The organism is Streptomyces sp. NPDC030893, assembly GCF_055571535.1.
In genome coordinates, this window is record NZ_JBVIFC010000009.1 from 1 (window position 1) to 21501 (window position 21501).

Genomic DNA, 21501 nt, shown 5'->3' on the forward strand with positions numbered 1-21501 from the left:
AGGTAGGGGAAGCGGATGTGGTCCAGCGGGCGGGTCCGGAAGGCGTCGAGCTGTTCGTCGAGGTCCGCGCAGATCCGGGAGACCTCGCTCTTGGAGATCCCGGTGTCGGATCCGAGGGCTTTGACGAGGTCGTCGACGGAGCGGGTGGAGACGCCATGGACGTAGGCCTCCATGACGACTGCGTAGAGGGCCTGGTCGATGCGGCGCCGGCGCTCGAGGAGGCTGGGGAAGAAGCTCCCGGCCCGCAGTTTCGGGATGGCGAGCTCGAGGTCGCCGGCCTGGGTGGTCACGGTCTTCTCCCGGTGCCCGTTGCGCCAGGTGGTGCGGGTGTCGGTGTGTTCGCCCCACTCGGCGCCGATCTTTGTGGTGGCTTCGGCCTCGATCAGTTCCTGCAGCAGCCTTTCGGCGACCTCGCGGACGAGTTCAAGACCATCGGCCGAACGTAGTGACTCAAGCAGGCGAAGTAGGTCATGCTGGGACAAGGCCACCGTGCACCCCCTGGGGTCGAACTGCCCGTTCACTCCGGACAGTTGCACGGTGGCCTGCCAGTTGAGCAGGGAGCAGTCACCGGCAGACGGTGCACCCCAGGGAGCGGAAACCGCGCACTCAACCGCGGAGATCCCCTACACCACACAGCGGGACGCCATCACCTTGCCGCGATCGTCGGCATGCTCGCGGATGATCCCCTGGGCGCGCAGCGCGAGTCGCCGGACGACCTCGCTCCCTACCTGACCGCTCTGGAGCGGCTCGGCGCCGACCCGAACCAGCATCTGGTCGTCGCGGTCCGTGAGGGACGCGTCGTCGGCACGCTGCAGCTCACGATCGTCCCTGGACTGTCCCGCCGCGGCTCCATCAGGGCGATCATCGAAGGAGTCCGCATCCACGCGGACGAACGCGGCAGCGGTCTGGGTACCCGGCTCATCGAGTGGGCGATCGACACGTCTCGCCACGAGGGGTGCCGACTCGTCCAGCTGACATCGGACAACACCCGCACCGAGGCCCATCGCTTCTACGAACGGCTCGGATTCACGGCCTCCCACACGGGCTTCAAGCTGCCGCTCTGATGCACAGGGCCGTGTTTCACGTGAAACACGGCCCTTCCCCGGCTTCCCGGAGCCAGGAAGCTAGCCGATCCCCCGCCACCCGCCGGGGTCCACCCCGCCGGGCACCGGAGCCCCCGCCTCATACGGCTGACGCGTGAACACGAAGGACCCCAGGTCGAGGTGGCTCACCGTTCCGTCCGGCCGCCGTACGGGCTCCAGACGTTCTCCGGCGTAGTAACCCTCCAGCCCTGTCCACGTCCCGTCCCCGTTCACGCGGAAACGTGAGCGTCGGCCGTTCCCGGAGAGCGGCTCCAGCGACACGTACCCGTCGGCCGCGAGCCGCAGAGCAAAGGCGTATGTCCCCCAGTACCACTGGCCCACCAGCTCCAGCACCGCAGGATCCGCCTCCCGCAACGGCTGCCAGGGGGCGGGGATACGCGGTTCCGCCCGGGCGACGATGCTGACCAGATCGGCGGCGACCATGAACGGCGCGGGTCCTGAGGTGCAGTTGGTGAGGACGACCGCGCTCACATCGTCGGCCATGCTGGTCGTGAGACAGGCGAGGAAGCCCGGGAGCGATCCGGTGTGCCCGACGAGAGCCACGCCGTTCCGGTGACGGAGCTCCAGACCCAGGCAGTACGCATAGCCGCCGGCCACGTCCGCCGCCTCGGCCGGTGCTGCCGGGGTCCGCATCTCCCGCAGGGACTCCGCGCTCAGCACCCGGTCGTCACCCCGGGCCAGGAAGGCCGCGAAGCGCGCCAAGTCCCCGGCCGTCGACCACAGTTGCCCGGCGGGTGCCATCAGGCCCAGGTCCTCCACGGGCTCGGGCAGCATCACATCCGCCCAGGGATGCACCGCCCAGCCACCCGCGTGCGGCGCCCGAGGCCGCATGCTCGTACGGTCCAGGCCCAGGGGTTCCAGCACTTCCCGCCGGAGAACGTCCTCCCACGGGGCACCACGGAGCTTCTCGACCAGGGCGCCGAGCAACGCGTATCCCGGGTTCGAGTAGTGGAAGCGCCGGCCTCGGGGGTGCACGCGTGACCGTTCGCCCAGCACGTCGTCGAGACCCGGCCGCAGGGAGCCGGGGGTCCGCTCCCACCAGGGGCTCGGCGTCTCGGCGGCCAGTCCACCAGTGTGCGAGAGCAGTTCGGCGAGGGTCGCCTCGCCCACACCCGTACCGGGCAGGTGCTTCTCCAACGGGTCGGAAAGATCCAGCACACCCTCGTCGCGCAGCCGGAGCACCAGAACGGCGGTGAAGGTCTTGGTGATCGAACCGATCCGGTACTGCAGGTTCTCGTCCGGAGCGTGCCCCTCCACCGAGGACCGCGCCCCCGTCCACACCGTCCTGCCGCCCCGCACCACGGCCGCGACGAGAGAAGGCGTCCGGCCTTCGCTCTGCGCCACGGCGATCCGGTGCAGCAGAGCGCGCCGCGTTCCGGGCAACAGTTCTTCCTCAGGGATCTTCATGCCCCCAGTGCAGCACGGCTGCCGGACACCACGCCGAGCCCCGAGCACGGGGATGACCGGCGAGCCCGGATCGCGCACCGATGAGTTTCCCGGGCCACGCTGGTCCATACACCGGACATCCACGGACGGAAGGCTGGGCCATGCGCAAACTGATCTACGGCATGAACCTGACCCTGGACGGCTACATCGCCGCGCCCGGCGACGACATCGGCTGGAGCGGACCGCCCAGCCACGAGCTGTTCCAGTGGTGGCTCGACCACGAGCAGGCGAGTGGCCTGTCGCTGTACGGGCGCAAGCTCTGGGAGACGATGAGCTCCTACTGGCCGACCGGCGACCAGCAGCCCGACGCCACCCCGGCGGAGATCGAGTTCGCACGGAACTGGCGGGACACACCGAAGGTGGTCTTCTCCTCGACACTCGACAAGGTCGACTGGAACACCCGCCTGGTCACCGGCGACGCGATCGCCGAAATCACCCGGCTCAAGGCCGAGGACGGCGGCCCGATGAACATCGGCGGTGCGACACTCGCCGGGGCGGCCATGCGCGCCGGGCTGATCGACGAGTACGTCATCGCCACCCACCCGGTCCTGGTGGGCGGCGGCACGCCGTTCTTCACCGCGCTGGACAGCTGGGTGAACCTGAACCTGGTGGAAACACGGACGTTTCCCGGCGACGTGGTCGTGACCAGCTACGAGACAAGGCCCTGAGCAGCAGGCTTGGCGACCGCACCGGCGCCGCTCAGGTCTGTGCCATGTCAACGAAGCGTGAGTAGTGGCCCTGGAAGGCGACCGTGATCGTCGCCGTCGGGCCGTTTCGGTGCTTCGCCACGATCAGGTCCGCCTCACCCGCCCGCGGGGACTCCTTCTCGTAGGCGTCCTCGCGGTGCAACAGGATGACCATGTCGGCGTCCTGCTCGATGGAGCCGGACTCACGCAGGTCGGAGACCATCGGCTTCTTGTCGGTGCGCTGCTCCGGACCACGGTTGAGCTGGGAGAGCGCGATCACCGGGATCTCCAGCTCCTTGGCGAGCAGCTTGAGGTTACGGGACATGTCCGAGACCTCCTGCTGACGGCTCTCGGACCGCTTGGACCCGCCCGCCTGCATCAGCTGCAGGTAGTCGATGACGACCAGCTTCAGATCGTTGCGCTGTTTCAGGCGACGGCACTTGGCGCGGATCTCCATCATCGACAGGTTCGGGGAGTCGTCGATGTAGAGCGGCGCCGCCGAGACGTCCGGCATGCGGCGGGCCAGGCGCGTCCAGTCCTCGTCGGTCATCGTGCCGGAGCGCATGTGGTGCAGGGCGACGCGGGCCTCGGCGGACAGCAGGCGCATCGCGATCTCGTTGCGCCCCATCTCGAGCGAGAAGATGACGCTGGGCAGGTTGTTCTTGATGGACGCGGCCCGGGCGAAGTCCAGGGCGAGCGTCGACTTGCCCATCGCGGGACGCGCGGCGATGACGATCATCTGGCCGGGGTGCAGGCCGTTGGTGAGCGAGTCGAAGTCCGTGAACCCGGTGGGCACCCCGGTCATCTCACCGCTGCGCGACCCGATGGCCTCGATCTCGTCGAGGGCGCCCTCCATGATGTCGCCGAGCGGCAGATAGTCCTCGCTGGTCCGCTGCTCGGTGACGGCGTAGATCTCGGCCTGCGCACGGTTGACGATCTCGTCCACGTCGTCGTCGGCCGCGTATCCCATCTGGGTGATGCGGGTCCCCGCCTCGACCAGACGGCGCAGTACGGCGCGCTCGTGCACGATCTCCGCGTAGTACGCCGCGTTCGCCGCCGTGGGGACGGTCTGGACGAGCGTGTGCAGATACGAGGCACCGCCGACCTTGTTGATCTCACCGCGCTTGGTCAGCTCCGCGGCGATCGTGATGGGGTCGGCCGGCTCGCCCTTGGCATAGACGTCGAGGATGGCCGTGTAGACGGTCTCGTGGGCCGGCTTGTAGAAGTCGTGCCCCTTGAGGATCTCGACCACGTCGGCGATGGCGTCCTTGGACAGCAGCATGCCGCCCAGGACGGACTGCTCGGCCTCGAGGTCCTGCGGCGGCACCCTTTCGAACGCGGCGCCTCCGCCGTCCCATCCGCCGTTGTCCCGGCCCCGGTCGTGCTGCTCGTCACGGCCCCTGCCCCGGTCGTCATGGCGACGGGAGGCGGGCAGACGATCACTGGGACCGCTGTCGGCCCACGGGTCGTCCAAGGGCTCGGAAATGCTCACCGAGCCACCTCCTCCCGTCCGCCGGAACGGACCTCGCCGTGCCCCTCTGTTCTACGGCACGGCACTGACAAATAAAGGGCCCGGCTCCGGTTGTCGTGCGCCGGATTTGTGGCGTTTGTGAAACCGGCGGACGGAGCGGGCGCCGGATAACCGTAGGCCCGTCGGCACCGTCAGCCAATCTGGTTATCCACAGGCCATGTGGACGACCGGCCCAATGCTGTGGAGAACTCCGCGAAACCTGTGCACGAGCCGGTGGACAGCCCTGTGAAAAAGCCCGGGGCTCCTGCACCCTCAAGCGTGTGACCTGCGCGTTTACCGTCCACCGGTTGTGCAGAAGAAAAACTTCCCCAGTCGGATCAAGATCGGTTCGTGGGGTGTACGCAACCCCACACCCTGAGCCACGAAGTAAGGGGCGCAAAGTCTTTGCATCGCTTACCTGTGGACGATTAGATTGGTGCACATGACACAGGCCCCCGTGCGTCCGAAAGCCGCTCGACGCCAGCACGACCGAGAGATCGTCATGCTGGCCGTCCCGGCCTTCGGCGCCCTCGTCGCCGAGCCCCTGTTCGTCATGGCCGACAGCGCCATCGTCGGCCATCTCGGCACGGCGCAGCTCGCCGGTCTCGGCGTCGCCTCGGCCCTCCTCATGACCGCCGTCAGTGTCTTCGTCTTCCTGGCCTACGCCACCACGGCCGCCGTCGCCCGCCGCGTCGGCGCCGGCGACCTGCCCTCGGCCATCCGCCAGGGCATGGACGGCATCTGGCTGGCGCTGCTGCTCGGTGCCGCCGTCGTGGCCGTCCTCCTGCCCACGGCGCCCGCCGTCGTGGACCTCTTCGGCGCCTCCGACACAGCGGCCCCCTACGCGGTCACGTATCTGCGGATCTCCACACTCGGCATCCCGGCGATGCTCGTCGTACTCGCCGCGACCGGCGTCCTGCGCGGCCTCCAGGACACCAGGACGCCCCTCTACGTCGCCATCGGCGGCTTCGTCACCAACGGCGTCCTCAATGTCGTGCTGGTCTACGGCGCCGGGCTCGGCATCGCGGGCTCCGCCTGGGGCACGGTCATCGCACAGTGCGGCATGGCCGCCGTCTACCTGACCGCGGTGCTCCGCGGAGCACGCAGACACGGGGCCTCGCTGCGCCCGGACGCCGCCGGGATCAGGGCATCCGCCCAGGCAGGTGTCCCCCTGCTGGTGCGCACCCTTTCCCTCCGGGCCATCCTGATGATCACGACGGCCGTCGCGGCCCGACTCGGCGACTCCGACATCGCGGCTCACCAGATCATCCTCTCCCTGTGGAGTCTGCTCGCGTTCGCGCTGGATGCCATCGCCATCGCCGGACAGGCCATCATCGGCCGCTATCTGGGAGCCGGAGACGCCCAGGGCGCCCGGGAGGCGTGCCGTCGCATGGTCGAGTGGGGCATCGCGGTCGGCGTCGTTCTCGGCGTACTGGTGGTCCTCGCCCGGCCGGCGTTCCTGCCCCTGTTCACCAGCGACGCCACGGTCAAGGACGCGGCACTGCCCGCCCTGCTGCTCGTGGCGTTGTCCCAGCCGATCTGCGGCATCGTCTTCGTCCTGGACGGGGTGCTGATGGGCGCGGGTGACGGACCGTACCTGGCCTGGGCCATGCTCGTGACCCTCGCCGTGTTCACTCCGGCGGCGCTACTGGTCCCCGCACTCGGCGGCGGACTCACCGCGCTGTGGGCCACGATGACCCTCATGATGACCGTGCGCATGCTGACCCTGTGGTGGCGCACCCGATCGGGCCGCTGGATCGTCACGGGCGCGGCACGCTGACCGTTTCACGTGGAACAAGGCCATGGGGGCCGCATCCCGAAGGATGCGGCCCCCATGTGCTCACTGCGTCAGCGAGCGCGGCACTCAGCCGGCGACGACCTCGATGTTGACCTTGGCGTCAACCTCGGGGTGCAGGCGCACGGACGTCTCGTGGGCGCCCAGCGTCTTGATCGGCGCGCCCAGCTCGATGCGACGCTTGTCGACCTCGGGGCCACCGGCAGCCTTGATCGCGGAGGCGATGTCGGCCGGGGTGACGGAACCGAAGAGACGACCGGCGTCGCCGGAGCGGACGGCCAGACGGACCTTGACACCCTCGAGCTGGGCCTTCACCTGGTTGGCCTGCTCGATGGTCTGGATCTCGTGGATCTTGCGAGCACGACGGATCTGCTCGACGTCCTTCTCGCCACCCTTGGTCCAGCGGATCGCGAGCTTCCGCGGAACCAGGTAGTTGCGAGCGTAACCGTCCTTGACGTCGACGACGTCGCCCGCGGCACCGAGGCCGGAGACCTCGTGGGTGAGGATGATCTTCATGAGTCGGTCACCCTTCCCTTATCGCGCGGTGGAGGTGTAGGGCAGCAGCGCCATCTCACGGCTGTTCTTGACGGCCGTGGCGACGTCACGCTGGTGCTGCGTGCAGTTGCCGGTCACGCGGCGGGCACGGATCTTGCCGCGGTCGGAAATGAACTTCCGCAGCATGTTCGTGTCCTTGTAGTCCACGTACGTGACCTTGTCCTTGCAGAATGCGCAGACCTTCTTCTTAGGCTTGCGCACAGGCGGCTTCGCCATGATGTTTCTCCTGTGTGATCAAGAAGTGTGGGTACGGCCCGCCTAGAAGGGGGGCTCGTCCGAGTAGCCGCCGCCGCTGCTGCCGCCGGAGCCACCGCCCCAGCCGCCGCCACCGCCCTGCTGGCCGCCGGCGGGAGCGCCGGTCGCCCACGGGTCGTCGGCGGGAGCGCCGCCGCCCTGCTGGCCGCCGCCGGGGCCGCCGCCCCAGCCGCCGCCACCCTGGCCGCCACCGCCACCCTGACCGCCGCCGTAGCCGCCCTGGCCACCGCGGCCGGTGGTCTTGGTGACCTTGGCCGTGGCGTTGCGCAGGCTGGCGCCGACTTCCTCGACGTCCAGCTCGTAGACCGTGCGCTTGACGCCCTCACGGTCCTCGTAGGACCGCTGCTTCAGCCGGCCCTGCACAATGACGCGCATGCCTCGCTGGAGCGACTCGGCGACGTTCTCCGCCGCCTGACGCCAGACCGAGCAGGTCAGGAAGAGGCTCTCGCCGTCCTTCCACTCGTTCGTCTGACGGTCGAAGGTGCGGGGGGTCGACGCGACACGGAACTTCGCGACGGCCGCACCGGACGGGGTGAAGCGCAGCTCGGGGTCGTCGACAAGATTGCCGACGACCGTGATGACGGTCTCGCCTGCCATGGGGGAACCTCTCGGCGGGTTTGCTGCTGGCTGCTTGTGCTGCTACTCGAATCCCGGGATCGGCTGAGCGGGAGGGCTCAGTGGGTCTCGGGACGGAGGACCTTGGTCCGGAGGACCGACTCGTTCAGGTTCATCTGGCGGTCGAGCTCCTTGACGACCGCAGGCTCGGCCTGCAGGTCGATGACCGAGTAGATGCCCTCGGGCTTCTTCTTGATCTCGTACGAGAGACGACGACGGCCCCAGGTGTCGACCTTCTCGACCTTTCCGCCGCCGTCACGGACGACAGAAAGGAAGTTCTCGATCAGCGGGGAGACAGCACGCTCCTCGAGATCGGGGTCGAGGATGACCATCACCTCGTAGTGACGCATGTGGAACCCACCTCCTTTGGACTCAGCGGCCACGGTCGTTCCGTGGCAGGAGGGTCGTGATGCGTTGTGCAACGACGTCCGTCAGTAAAACAGCCGCCACTGACAATCGAGCCGGGCGGCGGTTTCCAGACCGGCCGGGGGGACCGTGGCCCTTCCCAGACCCCGTCTGGCTCTGTCCGGACAGACACCGGTGCAGACGCTACAGACTACCCGCACAGCGGCTTCCGGTTGAAATCCGGCCGTGAGGACCGTCAATCTGTACACATCGGGTGTGTACGGCGCTACGATCCGCCGCCTTTCGCAGGAGGTGCCCCATGGCACAGGCATTGCGACCCAACACCGCCGGTGGCCTTTTCGCCACGGACGGCAAGCCCCACCCGCTCCAGGACACCCTGCTCGCGGTGACCCTGGTGCTGGGCATCACGTCCTTCATCACCGCGATGTTCCACCATCTGCACCTGGTCAGCTCATGGACCGGCCTGGTCGGCATCCTCACCGGCGCGTACGGCCAGTGGGTCTCGGTGACGACGCGGGGGCGCTTCGGTCTCGTCCTGGGCCTCGGTGCCTCGGCGGTCGGGTTCTTCCTGGGCATGGCCCACGGCGGGCTCTTCGGCGGCGTGGTCGACTGACGCCGGACACCACCACTCGTGAACATCGTCGACGCCCCGGCCGGCCCCAGGCCGGGGCGAAGGTCCCGTGCGCCCAACCGGGGCGCCCCCGAGGCGCAGTAGGCTTCGCGCGAGAGCCGGAGCCCCTGAACCCATGGGGACACACCAGCCGAGGAGCGCCCCGAATGAGCCTGACCCTGAGGACCATCAGTCGAGAGCAGCATCTGGCCTACATCCAGAGCCTGCCGTCGGCGAGTCACATGCAGGTCCCGGCCTGGGCCGATGTCAAGGCGGAATGGCGCTCCGAGAACCTCGGCTGGTTCGACGACCGGACCGGTGAGATGGTCGGCGCCGGCCTCGTCCTCTACCGGCAGCTGCCCAAGATCAAGCGCTACCTCGCCTATCTGCCCGAGGGCCCGGTCATCAACTGGTTCGCGCCCAACCTCCAGGAGTGGATGGAGCCGATGCTCGCGCACCTGAAGCAGCAGGGCGCGTTCTCGGTGAAGATGGGCCCGCCGGTGATCATCCGGCGCTGGGAGGCCTCGACCATCAAGAAGGGCATCCAGGACCAGGACGTGAAGCGCCTGCGCGACCTGGAGGCCGACTTCATCGAGCCCCGTGCCTTCGAGGTCGCCGACAAGCTGCGCCGCATGGGCTGGCAGCAGGGCGAGGACGGCGGCGCCGGCTTCGGTGACGTGCAGCCCCGCTACGTCTACCAGGTACCGCTGGCCAACCGCTCCCTGGAAGAGGTCCACAAGAACTTCAACCAGCTGTGGCGCCGCAACATCAAGAAGGCGGAGAAGGCCGGCGTCGAGGTCGTCCAGGGCGGCTACAACGACCTGGCCGAGTGGCAGCGGCTGTACGAGATCACGGCGGTGCGCGACCACTTCCGGCCCCGCCCGCTGTCGTACTTCCAGCGCATGTGGACGGCCCTCAACACCGAGGATCCCAACCGGATGCGGCTGTACTTCGCCCGCCACAACGGCGTGAACCTGTCCGCGGCGACGATGCTGATCGTCGGCGGGCACGTCTGGTACTCGTACGGAGCCTCCGACAACATCGGCCGTGAGGTCCGGCCCTCGAACGCGATGCAGTGGCGGATGCTGCGCGACGCCTACGCGCTCGGCGCCACCGTCTACGACCTGCGGGGCATCTCCGACTCGCTGGACGAGACCGACCACCTCTTCGGGCTGATCCAGTTCAAGGTGGGCACGGGCGGCCAGGCGGCCGAGTACCTCGGCGAGTGGGACTTCCCGCTGAACAAGCTGCTCCACAAGGCGCTCGACATCTACATGTCGCGCCGCTGACCGGCTCTTCGTCACGGTCTTCGTCTTCGTGGCCCCGACGGCTGCGTTGGCTCCCATACCTTTGATACACCGCAGCCACGAGAAAGGTTCCAGGTCCGGCCATGGCGCTCACGCTCTACGTCGACACCGCGCGCTGGCGGGCGCATCACAAGCACGTGCAGGAGCAGTTCCCGGGATTGGTCCCGGTCTGCAAGGGCAACGGCTACGGCTTCGGCCACGAGCGTCTCGCCGAGGAGGCGACCCGGCTGGGCTCCGACGTCCTCGCCGTCGGCACGACGTACGAGGCAGCCCGGATCAAGGACTGGTTCGGCGGTGACCTGCTGGTGCTGACGCCGTACCGGCGCGGTGAGGAGCCGGTGCCACTGCCCGACCGGGTCATCCGCTCGGTGTCGTCGGTCGACGGCGTGTACGGGCTGGTCGGGGCCCGTGTGGTCATCGAGGTGATGTCCTCGATGAAGCGCCACGGCATCAGCGAGCAGGACCTGCCCCAGTTGCACTCGGCGATAGAGAACGTGCGGCTGGAGGGCTTCGCCATCCATCTGCCGCTGGACCGCACGGACGGCTCGGACGCCGTCGAGGAGGTCATCGGCTGGATGGACCGCCTGCGGGCGGCACGCCTCCCGCTGCACACGATGTTCGTGAGCCACCTCAAGGCCGATGAACTCGCCCGGCTGCAGCAGCAGTTCCCGCAGACCCGCTTCCGCGCCCGGATCGGCACCCGGCTGTGGCTGGGTGACCACGAGGCGACCGAGTACCGGGGCGCCGTCCTGGACGTCACGCATGTCGTCAAGGGGGACCGGTTCGGCTACCGGCAGCAGAAGGCCGCCTCCGACGGCTACCTGGTGGTGGTGGCGGGCGGCACCTCGCACGGTGTGGGTCTGGAGGCCCCCAAGGCCCTGCACGGGGTCATGCCGCGCGCCAAGGGTGTCGCCCGGGCGGGCCTCGCCACGGTCAACCGGAACCTCTCCCCGTTCGTCTGGGGCGGCAAGCAGCGCTGGTTCGCCGAGCCGCCGCACATGCAGGTGTCGATCCTGTTCGTTCCCTCGGACGCGCCGGAGCCGCAGGTCGGTGAAGAGCTCGTGGCCCATCTCCGCCACACCACCACGCAGTTCGACCGGCTCGTCGACCGCTGACAGCGTGAGGGGGCCGGGCACGGAATCTCCGTGCCCGGCCTTTTCTGCTCCTGAGAGGCGTCCTGAGGGAGCGTCACGCCGCCCCTTGTTCGCTCACAGCGAACCCTCGGTGACTCCGGCCCTGCCCCATTCGACCCGGGGCCCCTCGAAGTGCGCCGCGTGCTGCGCGGAACGGTTCTCGGGACCGAGCACGAAGACGTCCTCGGCTCCGTCGAGCACACCGCCCGAGGGGTCGTCGTCGCCGGACCGGCGCACCGGATCCCGCTCCGGCATCAGGATGTCGCGCACGACCACGGCACACAGGTAGAGCGTTCCCAGCAGATGTATCCCGATGACCCAGTGGTACCCGTCGGCGGGCAGCCCCTTGTGGGAGTCTCCGCTGGTCGTGTACGCGAGGTACATCCAGATGCCCAGGAAGTACGCCACTTCACAGGCCTGCCAGATGAGGAAGTCACGCCACTTCGGCCGGGCGAGGACCACCAGCGGCACCAGCCACAGGACGTACTGCGGTGAGTAGACCTTGTTGGTGAGGATGAACGCCGCGACGATCAGGAAGGCGAGCTGGGCGAACCGCGGCCGGCGGGGAGCCGCGAGCGCGAGGGCCGCGACACCGGCGCAGCACAGCAGCATCAGCAGTGTGGCCAGCGTGTTGACCGTGTCGGTGCTCAGTGGGTCGTCCGAGTTGTGCGCCATGATCAGCCAGAAGGACCCGAAGTCGACACCCCGTTCCTGGCTGAACGTGTAGAACTTCGACCAGCCGTCGAAGGCGAACAGCATCACGGGGCCGTTCACGACGAGCCAGGCGACCGCCGCGCCGGCGAGGGCCGTGCCGTACTGCCTCCACCGCCCCGCACGCCAGCACAGCACCAGCAGCGGTCCGAGCAGCAGCACGGGGTAGAGCTTGGCAGCCGTGGCGAGGCCCAGGAGGAGGCCGAAGGCGAGGGAACGCCCTCGCGACCACATCAGCATCGCGGCGGCCGTCAGAGCGACCGCCAGCAGGTCCCAGTTGATGGTCGCGGTCAGCGCGAAGGCAGGAGCCAGCGCGACCAGCAGGCCGTCCCAGGGCCGCCGGGCGTGCGTCCGCGTCACGCAGACGGCGATGACGGCCGCGCACGCCATGAGCATCCCGGCGTTGACCATCCAGTACCACTGCTCCTGGTCCTGGATGCTGCCCGTGCCGGGGGTGAGCCAGGCGGCGACCTCCATGAAGACGCCGGTCAGCACCGGGTACTCGAGGTACTGCATGTCCCCGGGAAGCTTGTCGAAGTACGGCACCAGTCCGTCGGCGAAGCCGCGCCCGTTGTAGAGGTGGGGGATGTCCGAGTAGCAGGCGTGCGTGTACTGGGAGCTGGCGCCGAAGAACCAGCCGCCGTTGTAGCAGGGCGCCTTCTGCACGAGGCCGAGGGCGAACATGCCGATCGCCACGAGCGCGACCACCCGCACCGGGGTCCACCAGGACCGTCCGGTCAGGGCACGCCGCCCGAGCGGACCGCCGATCACCTCACTGCCGGCCGCGGCGACCCGGTCCTCCTCGGTCGGCCGCACCGGCTCCGGCTCGTGGACGCTCGCTTGCGTCGATTCTCCACTGGGCATGCCGCACATCCTGCCGTACACGGACGGGGATACGCCGAGGGCCGCCGCACCCCGTGGGTACGGCGGCCCGTGTTTCACGTGAAACACCCAAGCCGGGCGATAGCCGACTAACCGGCCGGGCCCCCGAAGATGCCACCTCCGTTGCCGTTGCCCCGGCTGTTCCCGGGTTCGCCGGTCTCGGTGGGATCGGGTGAGGAGGTCGCGCCTCCGTCCGTTCCTCCGGTGTCCGTGCCGCCCGGTCCGGTGCCGCCCGTCTCCTCTTCGTCGTCGTCCTCACAACGGAAGTCGAAGGGACCGCATGTCTCGGTCTCCGTGGGCAGCGGCGGAGGGGTGGTCTCGGTCCGGGTGGGCGACGGCGGCGCCGAAGGAGTCGCCTTCTCGCTCTGCGTGGCGCTCGGCGTCGGGGTCGGCGCGCCGGCTCCGTCCGCGATCTCACCGATCTTCTCGGCCGCGGGGAAGCCCGGATCGGACTCGCCCTTCAGCGCGGCCTTCATGAACTCGGTCCACACCTCCGTGGGGATGTCACCACCGTGGATCGAGTCCTTGCCCGCCGTTCCGTTCATGGAGAGCAGCTTGTGGCTCTTGGGGTCCTCACGGAACATCGCGACGGCGGTCGAGAGCTGCTGGGTGTAGCCGACGAACCACGCGGACTTGTTCTCGTCGGTCGTACCCGTCTTGCCGGCGGCCGCGCGCCCCAGCTCCAGGGCGTGCTTGGCGGTGCCGTTCTTGACCACGTTCTCGAGCATGTCGGTGATGTTGTTCGCGACGTTCTCGGGCATGGCCTGCTTGATCCTCGGCTTCTCGAAGCCGGGCAGTTCCTTCCCCTTGTGCTTGACCTCGGTCACCGAGTACGGGTCGGCCTGCTTACCGGATGCCGCGAAGGTCGCGTACGAATCCGCCATGCGGATCGCGCTGGGCGTCGAGGTGCCGAGCGCGAACGACGCGTTCAGCCCGGCGAAGCTGTCCTTGAGGATGCCGGACCTCTCGGCGAGATCCGCCACGTTCTTCATCCCCACGTCCATGCCGAGCTGCACGAACGGGGTGTTGACCGACTGCTCCATCGCCTTGCGCAGGGTGATGTAGCCCCACGGGTAGTCGCTCTCGTTCTCCTGGAAGAAGGGCGTGTTGTCCTTCTTGAGGACGAAGGAGCCGTCGTTGTTCCTGATCTTCAGGTGGTCGTCGCCGTTGTACTTGCTGAGCGGCGAGACACCCTCACCATCGGTCTTGTACGTACCGTGCTGCATCGCGGCGGCCATCACGTACGGCTTCCACGTCGAACCGACGGGGACGCCCGAGGTGTCCGCGTTGTTGTTGAAGTGGCCGTTCTCGAAGCCGGCGCCGCCGTAGAGCGCGACGATCGCACCGTCATTGGGTTTCACGGTCGCCGCCCCGAACTGGACGTGCTGGTCCAGTTCGCGCTTCGGGTCGATGTTCTTCTTCTCGACCTTCTTGACGGCCGCGGCCAGTGCGTCGACCTTGTCCTTCTCGAAGGTCGTGTGGATCTGGTAGCCGCCCTGGTCGAACTGCGCCTCCGTGATGTCGGAGTTCTTCAGCACGTACCGCTTGGCCGTGTCGACGAGGTAGCTGATCTGACCCGTCATCCCCTTGGTCGCCTTGCGGCCCTGGGGCATGGGGTACTTCTTGGTCGCCTCCTGGTACTCGGCGTCCGTGAGGTGCTCGTCGGTGTGCATCTGCTCGAGGATCCAGCCCCAGCGCTCCTCGGAACGCTTGCGGTTGGCGTCGGAGGTGGCCGAGGAGTCGATGTTCTGGTTGCCCGCGGGGTCGTAGTACGTCGGGCCCTTGAGCAGGGCGGCGAGGAAGGCGCACTCGCTCGGCGTGAGATCGACGGCGTCCTTGCCGTAGTACGTCTGGGCCGCGGCCTGGATGCCGTAGGCGCCACGGCCGTAGTACGAGGTGTTCAGGTAGCCCTGGAGGATCTCGTCCTTGGAGAGCTTCGTGCCCACCTTGATCGAGATGAACATCTCCTTGAACTTCCGGGAGATCGTCTGCTCCTGGGTCAGGTAGGTGTTCTTCACGAACTGCTGGGTGATCGTCGAGCCGCCCTGAGTGTCCCCGCCCGTGGCCATGTTGCCGAGCGCCCGGGCGATACCCATGGGGTCGATGCCCGAGTCGTCGTAGAAGCTCTTGTTCTCGGCCGAGATCACCGCCCACTTCATGGCCTCGGGGATGCGGTCGATCGTGACGTTCTGCCGGTTCTGACCGCTGCCCGTGGCGACCATCTGTTCGCCGTTGGCCCAGTAGTACACGTTGTTCTCGGACAACGCCGCGGCGTGCCCCTCGTCCGGCACGCTCACCATCGCGTAGCCGATGCCCGCCACGGCCACCAGGCTCCCGAAGAAGGCGATGCACAGGCCGGACACGAATTTCCACGACGGCGTCCAGCGACGCCAGCCGTCCTTGTCGTGGCGCGGATAGTCGAGGAAACGCTTCTTGGCGGGAGGGGCCGGACGGCCTCTGCCGCGACCGGGTCCGGGGCCGGCGGGACCGGCCCGGCGGGCCCCGCCCCGCTGTGCCGCGCGTCGTGCCTCGGCGCGGCTGCCGTACGCGCGGTCCTCACCCCCCGAGCCACGGGAGCCCGACCCATAGGAATCGGACGGAGATCCGGTGGCGCCTCGCGGTGCCGCGCGGCGGCCGGAGGACGAGCCGGACTGGCCGCGTCGGGCCGCGGCACGTCCGCCTCCCTGCGGCTGCGGCGGTTTGCGACGGTGCTCGCTCATCGAACGACTACTCCTCGGGCAGGCGCACCCTTGCGCGCCTGGAAACGGCGGCTGGTTTCCGGTCCCCCCGAAGTACGGATACGGCGCATCGCGCATTCACCCGTACTGCACCGGGGACCAAGACGCCCCCAGTCGTCACTCGGTTCCCGGTGGTGTGCATGGCGCACAGACTACGCACCGTCAAAACCCACCGAGCACAGAAGTTCACCTCAAATCAGGCAACTTGCTCGCAACGAATCGACGATGTGATCCCGTTCACCCTCCCCCCTCTTGTCGCGCCCGGAAGGCCGTTCTATCGTCGTGATGTATCGAGTCGATACATCAGCTCGACATAAGGACGGCGACGAACCGTCCACGAGGCCGTCAGGGCACGACCACGGCAGAGGGGAGGCGACGATGAGCCGGCGTTCCGGCATCCTCGAGTTCGCCGTACTCGGCCTGCTCCGCGAATCCCCGATGCACGGCTATGAGCTGCGCAAACGACTCAACACCTCACTGGGTGTGTTCCGTGCCTTCAGCTACGGGACGCTCTACCCCTGCCTCAAGACGCTGGTCGCCAACGGCTGGTTGATCGAGGAACCGGGGCACACCACCGAGGACGCCCTCGCCGCTCCGCTCGCGGGGCGGCGCGCCAAGATCGTCTACCGGTTGACGGCGGAGGGTAAGGAGCACTTCGAGCAGTTGCTCTCCCAGACGGGGCCGGACGCGTACGAGGACGAGACCTTCGCCGCGCGGTTCGCCTTCTTCGGGCAGACATCGCGCGACGTGCGGATGCGCGTGCTTGAGGGCCGCCGCAGCCGGCTGGAGGAACGCCTCGAGAAGATGCGCGCCTCCCTGTCGCGGACCCGGGAGCGCCTCGACGACTACACGCTTGAGCTCCAGCGCCACGGGATGGAGTCCGTGGAGCGCGAAGTGCGCTGGCTGAACGAGCTCATCGAGAGCGAGCGGGCAGGCCGGGACCTGAAGGGTTCCGCCGCCGGGGGGCCCGCTCAGCAGGACACCACATCTGGAGCGACGGGCGGCCTGCCCCGGCCGGGGGACAAACCCCGGCCGGATACGCCCGACGACACCGCCACGTGAGACCCGCCTCAGGGCCTCACTCGTACACACAGGGAGCAACCGGAATGGGTTCGGTTCGCGTAGCCATCGTCGGCGTGGGCAACTGCGCCGCATCGCTGGTGCAGGGAGTCGAGTACTACAAGGACGCCGACCCGGCGTCCAAGGTGCCGGGCCTGATGCACGTCCAGTTCGGCGACTACCACGTCGGCGACGTCGAGTTCGTCGCCGCCTTCGACGTGGACGCCAAGAAGGTCGGTCTCGACCTCGCGGACGCCATCGGCGCCTCCGAGAACAACACCATCAAGATCTGCGACGTTCCCAGCACCGGCGTGACGGTGCAGCGCGGCCACACCCTCGACGGTCTCGGTAAGTACTACCGCGAGACCATCGAGGAGTCCGCCGAGGAGCCGGCCGACGTCGTCCAGGTCCTCAAGGACAAGCAGGTGGACGTCCTCGTCTGCTACCTGCCGGTCGGTTCCGAGGACGCGGCGAAGTTCTACGCCCAGTGCGCCATCGACGCCAAGGTCGCCTTCGTCAACGCCCTCCCGGTCTTCATCGCCGGCACCAAGGAGTGGGCGGACAAGTTCACCGAGGCGGGCGTCCCGATCGTCGGTGACGACATCAAGTCGCAGGTCGGCGCCACCATCACGCACCGTGTCATGGCGAAGCTGTTCGAGGACCGGGGCGTCATCCTGGACCGCACGATGCAGCTGAACGTCGGCGGCAACATGGACTTCAAGAACATGCTCGAGCGCGACCGCCTCGAGTCCAAGAAGATCTCCAAGACGCAGGCCGTCACCTCGCAGATCCCCGACCGGGAGCTCGGCGAGAAGAACGTCCACATCGGCCCGTCCGACTACGTCGCCTGGCTGGACGACCGCAAGTGGGCCTACGTCCGCCTCGAGGGCCGCGCCTTCGGTGACGTTCCGCTGAACCTGGAGTACAAGCTCGAGGTCTGGGACTCCCCGAACTCCGCCGGTGTCATCATCGACGCCCTGCGCGCCGCGAAGATCGCCAAGGACCGGGGCGTGGGCGGCCCGATCCTGTCGGCGTCCTCGTACTTCATGAAGTCCCCGCCGGTGCAGTACTTCGACGACCAGGCCCGCGAGAACGTCGAGAAGTTCATCAAGGGCGAGGCCGAGCGCTAGGACCTCCCCGCTGTGGGCAGTTGAGGGTCTCCGGGTCGTATGGCCCGGGGACCCTCTTCGTATGTGAGGCTGTGCCCCATGGCCGTCGTCCGTGACCTGCGCGTTCTGCTGCGTTTCCAGGGCTTCAGACGCCTGCTCGCCATCCGGCTGCTCTCCCAGGGCGCCGACGGCGTCTTCCAGGTCGCGCTCGCCGCCTATGTGGTCTTCTCCCCGGAGAGGCAGACATCGGCCGCGGCGATCGCCTCGGCGATGGCGGTCCTGCTCCTCCCCTACTCCCTGGTCGGCCCCTTCGCCGGGGTCCTCCTGGACCGCTGGCGCCGCCGCCAGGTGTTCCTGTACGGCAACCTGCTGCGCGCCCTGATGGCGGCGGTGACCGCCCTCCTCATCCTCGGCAGGGTGCCCGACTGGCTCCTCTTCGTCTCCGCCCTGTGCGTCACCGGAGTCAACCGTTTCGTCCTCGCGGGCCTGTCCGCCGCACTTCCGCGCGTCGTGGACGCCGACCGGCTGGTGGTGGCCAACTCCCTGTCACCGACCGCCGGCACGCTCGCCGCTACCGCGGGCGGCGGTCTGGCCTTCCTCGTCCGCCTGGTCGTCGCCGACTCCGACGCGGCGGTGGTTCTCGTCGGCGCCGCGCTCTACCTGTGCGCGGCCCTGGCATCGCTGCGCATCACGAAGGAACTGCTCGGTCCCGACCGGGCATGGGTACGCACCCGGCTGACCGCGGCGCTCGGCGGCACCGCGCGCGGCCTCAGGGAGGGGATGGGTCACCTCGCCGCGCCCCCGCGCCGGGAAGCGGCCTGGGCGCTGACGGCGATGGCGCTGATGCGGTTCTGCTACGGCGCCATGCTCGTCCTGCTGCTCATGCTGTGCCGGTACGCGCTGACGTCGACCACCGACGAGGGACTGGCCTTGTTGGGCCTGGCGTTGGGGGCGTCGGGCGCCGGCTTCTTCGTGGCTGCCGTCATGACGCCCTGGGCCGCCGGGCGGCTCGGTCCGGGCCGCTGGATCGTGGTGTGCGCGGCGTCGGCGGCGGTGCTGGTACCCGCGCTGGGCCTGCCGTTCGCGACCGGCCCGCTCCTCGCCGGGGCGTTCGTCCTGGGGCTGACCACCCAGGGCGCCAAGATCGCCACGGACACCGTCGTCCAGTCCGCCGTCGAGGACGACTTCCGCGGCCGGATCTTCTCGCTGTACGACGTCCTCTTCAACGTGGCCTTCGTCGGCGCCGCCGCCGTGGCTGCCCTGATGCTGCCGCCGGACGGCCGATCGGTCCCCCTGGTGGTAACGATCGCCGTTATCTACGGAGCAGTAGCTGGCGCTATGGCCCGGTTTGAGCGTCAGTAAGTGTCACATCAGTGCCACATTGTCTTGTGCGGCTACGGAGTTGTCAGTGCGGGCCGGTAGCTTACGTGCGTCTTATCAACGCATCATTCGCGTCACGCACCTATGTTCCAGGGGGACCCCAGTGACTACTCCGCCGCCTCAGGGCAACCCGTTCGCGCAGGGCCAGCAGCAGCCCTACGGCCAGCCCCAGGGCCAGGCCCCCGTCCCGCCCCAGGGCGGCTTCCCGCAGCAGGCCGGCCAGCCCGGATTCCCCCCGCCGGGTGCTCCCGTTCCGCCGCAGCAGGGCCGGAAGCTCAGCTTCAAGACGATCAAGAACATCGTCATCGTTCTGATCGTCGCAGGTGTGGCCATCGGCACCTACATCACCAGCCAGGACGACGCCGACACCGCCGCGGTCGGCGACTGCATGCACCGGGGCAGCACGGATGACAACAACCCGGACCTCGAAGTCGTCGACTGCGGTGACACCAAGGCCCAGTACAAGGTGCTCGCCAAGATCGAGGGCAGCTTCTCCGGCCTCACGGCACAGAGCAAGTGCGAGGCGGAGGCCAAGGACTTCCAGTACTCCTACACGGAGACCAACGGCAGCAAGAGCTTCCTCCTCTGCCTGAAGGACAAGTAAGGCAGACGAACGGAGGGCGGTGTTTCACGTGAAACACCGCCCTCCGTTCTGCTCCGTGGGGTCATGTTTCACGTGAAACATGACCCCTGCTTCATGCTCGGGCCTGCTGGTCGACCCACCACTCCTTGAGGGCCGCCACTGCCGCGTCGTGCGCCATCGGGCCGTTCTCCAGCCGGAGCTCCAGCATGTGCTTGTACGCCTGCCCGACAGCCGGACCCGGCGTGATCCCCAGGATCTCCATGATCTGGTTGCCGTCGAGGTCCGGTCGGATGGCGTCCAGCTCCTCCTGCTCCTGAAGCTGCGCGATCCGCTCTTCCAGGCCGTCGTACGCACGGGAGAGCGCGGCGGCCTTGCGCCGGTTGCGCGTGGTGCAGTCCGAGCGGGTCAGCTTGTGCAGCCGGCTGAGGAGCGGCCCGGCGTCGCGGACGTAGCGGCGAACCGCGGAGTCCGTCCACTCTCCCGTTCCGTAACCGTGGAAGCGCAGATGGAGCTCGACAAGGCGCGAGACGTCTTTCACCAGCTCGTTGGAGTACTTGAGAGCCGTCATGCGCTTCTTGGTCATCTTCGCTCCGACCACTTCGTGGTGGTGGAACGAGACACGGCCGTCCTTCTCGAAGCGGCGGGTGCGGGGCTTGCCGATGTCATGCAGCAGGGCCGCGAGGCGAAGGGTCAGATCGGGGCCATCCTCCTCCAGGGCCATGGCCTGCTCCAGAACGATCAGCGTGTGCTCGTAGACATCCTTGTGCCGGTGGTGTTCGTCCCTCTCCAGGTGCAGGGCCGGCAGCTCGGGCAGCACATACTCGGCGATGCCGGTGTCCACGAGCAGTGACAGTCCCTTGCGGGGGTGCGCGGACAGGATGAGCTTGTTCAGTTCGTCCCGCACCCGCTCGGCGGAGACGATCCCGATACGCCCGGCCATCTCCTTCATCGCCGCGACCACCTCGGGGGCCACGTCGAAGTCGAGCTGAGCGGCGAAACGGGCGGCCCGCATCATCCGCAGCGGATCGTCGGAGAAGGACTCCTCGGGTGTACCCGGGGTGCGCAGCACCCGCTCGGCCAGATCGGCGAGCCCGCCGTGCGGGTCGATGAACCGCTTCTCCGGGAGCGCGACGGCCATCGCGTTCACCGTGAAGTCACGGCGCACCAGGTCTTCCTCGATGGAGTCGCCGTACGAGACCTCCGGCTTGCGCGACGTGCGGTCGTACGCCTCCGACCGATAGGTGGTCACCTCGATCTGGAAGCGTCGGTCGGTGTCCCCGACACGGGCTTCCTTCTGCGCCCCGACGGTGCCGAAGGCGATCCCGACGTCCCAGACGGCGTCCGCCCAGGGGCGCACGATGTTCAGTACGTCCTGCGGACGGGCGTCCGTCGTGAAGTCCAGGTCGTTGCCGAGGCGGCCGAGCAGCGCGTCCCGCACCGAGCCGCCGACCAGGGCGAGTGAGAACCCGGCCTCCTGGAAGCGACGGGCGAGATCGTCGGCGACGGGGGCGACCCGGAGCAGTTCACTCACGGCGCGGTCCTGCACCTGGCTCAGGGCACTGGTTTCTTCGTTGGCGTTCGGCACAACAGAAGAGGGTACGTGGCCCGGACGACCGGGAGCTCACCCATGAGGTACGCGCGGACACCCCCGTCGATAC

At 68.3% G+C, this 21501-nt stretch carries 20 protein-coding genes; 10 read left to right on the plus strand and 10 right to left on the minus strand.

Translation table 11 applies throughout. The annotated features are described in order from the left end of the window. On the minus strand, positions 1-488 hold a 488-nt coding region (locus ACZ434_RS18275; protein WP_468456934.1), incomplete at its 3' end, for a transposase. A 180-nt stretch (positions 489-668) separates the two neighbouring features. On the opposite strand from ACZ434_RS18275, the gene ACZ434_RS18280 reads away from it, so the two are divergent. Beyond that, the gene (locus tag ACZ434_RS18280) at positions 669-1064 is read left to right on the plus strand and encodes a GNAT family N-acetyltransferase (RefSeq protein WP_468456936.1); all 396 of its coding nucleotides are present in this window, start codon (positions 669-671) and stop codon (positions 1062-1064) included. A gap of 60 nt (positions 1065-1124) precedes the next feature. Here ACZ434_RS18280 and ACZ434_RS18285 read toward each other — a convergent pair whose 3' ends face one another. Further along, on the minus strand, positions 1125-2510 hold the full coding sequence (locus ACZ434_RS18285; RefSeq protein WP_468456938.1) for a serine hydrolase domain-containing protein: 1386 nt from the start codon (positions 2508-2510) through the stop codon (positions 1125-1127). Between the two features lie 140 nt (positions 2511-2650). On the opposite strand from ACZ434_RS18285, the gene ACZ434_RS18290 reads away from it, so the two are divergent. Beyond that, complete coding sequence (locus ACZ434_RS18290) at positions 2651-3217, plus strand: dihydrofolate reductase family protein (RefSeq protein WP_468456940.1); 567 nt, start codon at positions 2651-2653, stop codon at positions 3215-3217. Positions 3218-3248: 31 nt separating this feature from the next. On the opposite strand, the gene dnaB is transcribed toward ACZ434_RS18290, so the two are convergent. Then, positions 3249-4727, minus strand: coding sequence for a replicative DNA helicase (gene dnaB, locus ACZ434_RS18295; protein WP_468456942.1), 1479 nt, complete (start codon positions 4725-4727; stop codon positions 3249-3251). A 460-nt stretch (positions 4728-5187) separates the two neighbouring features. Between dnaB and ACZ434_RS18300 the strand changes: the two genes are divergently transcribed. After that, positions 5188-6525, plus strand: a complete 1338-nt coding sequence (locus tag ACZ434_RS18300; protein WP_468456944.1) for an MATE family efflux transporter — start codon at positions 5188-5190, stop codon at positions 6523-6525. A gap of 84 nt (positions 6526-6609) precedes the next feature. Here the strand turns inward: ACZ434_RS18300 and rplI are convergent, their stop codons facing one another. The 4 genes from rplI to rpsF form a co-directional block, all read right to left on the minus strand. Then, positions 6610-7056, minus strand: coding sequence for a 50S ribosomal protein L9 (gene rplI, locus ACZ434_RS18305; RefSeq protein ID WP_149547905.1), 447 nt, complete (start codon positions 7054-7056; stop codon positions 6610-6612). Positions 7057-7074: 18 nt separating this feature from the next. Further along, positions 7075-7311, minus strand: a complete 237-nt coding sequence (gene rpsR / locus ACZ434_RS18310; protein ID WP_003949403.1) for a 30S ribosomal protein S18 — start codon at positions 7309-7311, stop codon at positions 7075-7077. A gap of 42 nt (positions 7312-7353) precedes the next feature. Next, positions 7354-7947 (minus strand): single-stranded DNA-binding protein, encoded by a 594-nt coding sequence (locus ACZ434_RS18315; protein ID WP_468456947.1) that lies wholly within the window; start codon positions 7945-7947, stop codon positions 7354-7356. Positions 7948-8024: 77 nt separating this feature from the next. Further along, on the minus strand, positions 8025-8315 hold the full coding sequence (gene rpsF / locus ACZ434_RS18320; protein ID WP_004985983.1) for a 30S ribosomal protein S6: 291 nt from the start codon (positions 8313-8315) through the stop codon (positions 8025-8027). Between the two features lie 314 nt (positions 8316-8629). Here rpsF and ACZ434_RS18325 point away from each other — a divergent pair, with 314 nt between their 5' ends. From ACZ434_RS18325 to ACZ434_RS18335, 3 genes are all read left to right on the plus strand, one after another. Further along, the gene (locus ACZ434_RS18325; RefSeq protein ID WP_468456949.1) at positions 8630-8944 is read left to right on the plus strand and encodes a hypothetical protein; all 315 of its coding nucleotides are present in this window, start codon (positions 8630-8632) and stop codon (positions 8942-8944) included. Positions 8945-9108: 164 nt separating this feature from the next. Further along, entirely contained in the window at positions 9109-10230 is a 1122-nt protein-coding gene (gene femX / locus ACZ434_RS18330) for a peptidoglycan bridge formation glycyltransferase FemX (protein ID WP_468456951.1), read from the plus strand. A gap of 101 nt (positions 10231-10331) precedes the next feature. Next, a complete protein-coding gene (locus ACZ434_RS18335; RefSeq protein ID WP_468456953.1) occupies positions 10332-11363 on the plus strand; it encodes an alanine racemase in 1032 nt (343 codons plus the stop codon). A gap of 93 nt (positions 11364-11456) precedes the next feature. Here ACZ434_RS18335 and ACZ434_RS18340 read toward each other — a convergent pair whose 3' ends face one another. Further along, entirely contained in the window at positions 11457-12965 is a 1509-nt protein-coding gene (locus tag ACZ434_RS18340) for a glycosyltransferase family 87 protein (protein WP_468457371.1), read from the minus strand. 98 nt (positions 12966-13063) lie between these two features. Beyond that, a complete protein-coding gene (locus ACZ434_RS18345; RefSeq protein WP_468456955.1) occupies positions 13064-15694 on the minus strand; it encodes a transglycosylase domain-containing protein in 2631 nt (876 codons plus the stop codon). 396 nt (positions 15695-16090) lie between these two features. Between ACZ434_RS18345 and ACZ434_RS18350 the strand changes: the two genes are divergently transcribed. From ACZ434_RS18350 to ACZ434_RS18365, 4 genes are all read left to right on the plus strand, one after another. Next, positions 16091-16774, plus strand: coding sequence for a PadR family transcriptional regulator (locus ACZ434_RS18350; RefSeq protein WP_468456957.1), 684 nt, complete (start codon positions 16091-16093; stop codon positions 16772-16774). Positions 16775-16818: 44 nt separating this feature from the next. Further along, a complete protein-coding gene (locus tag ACZ434_RS18355) occupies positions 16819-17901 on the plus strand; it encodes an inositol-3-phosphate synthase (protein ID WP_468456959.1) in 1083 nt (360 codons plus the stop codon). Positions 17902-17979: 78 nt separating this feature from the next. Beyond that, positions 17980-19242, plus strand: coding sequence for an MFS transporter (locus ACZ434_RS18360; protein ID WP_468456961.1), 1263 nt, complete (start codon positions 17980-17982; stop codon positions 19240-19242). A gap of 121 nt (positions 19243-19363) precedes the next feature. Then, complete coding sequence (locus ACZ434_RS18365; protein WP_468456963.1) at positions 19364-19864, plus strand: LppU/SCO3897 family protein; 501 nt, start codon at positions 19364-19366, stop codon at positions 19862-19864. A gap of 91 nt (positions 19865-19955) precedes the next feature. On the opposite strand, the gene ACZ434_RS18370 is transcribed toward ACZ434_RS18365, so the two are convergent. Beyond that, positions 19956-21428 carry a CCA tRNA nucleotidyltransferase gene (locus tag ACZ434_RS18370; RefSeq protein WP_468456965.1) on the minus strand — a complete coding sequence of 491 codons (1473 nt, stop codon included), beginning with the start codon at positions 21426-21428 and terminating at the stop codon, positions 19956-19958. Positions 21429-21501 lie beyond the last annotated feature (73 nt).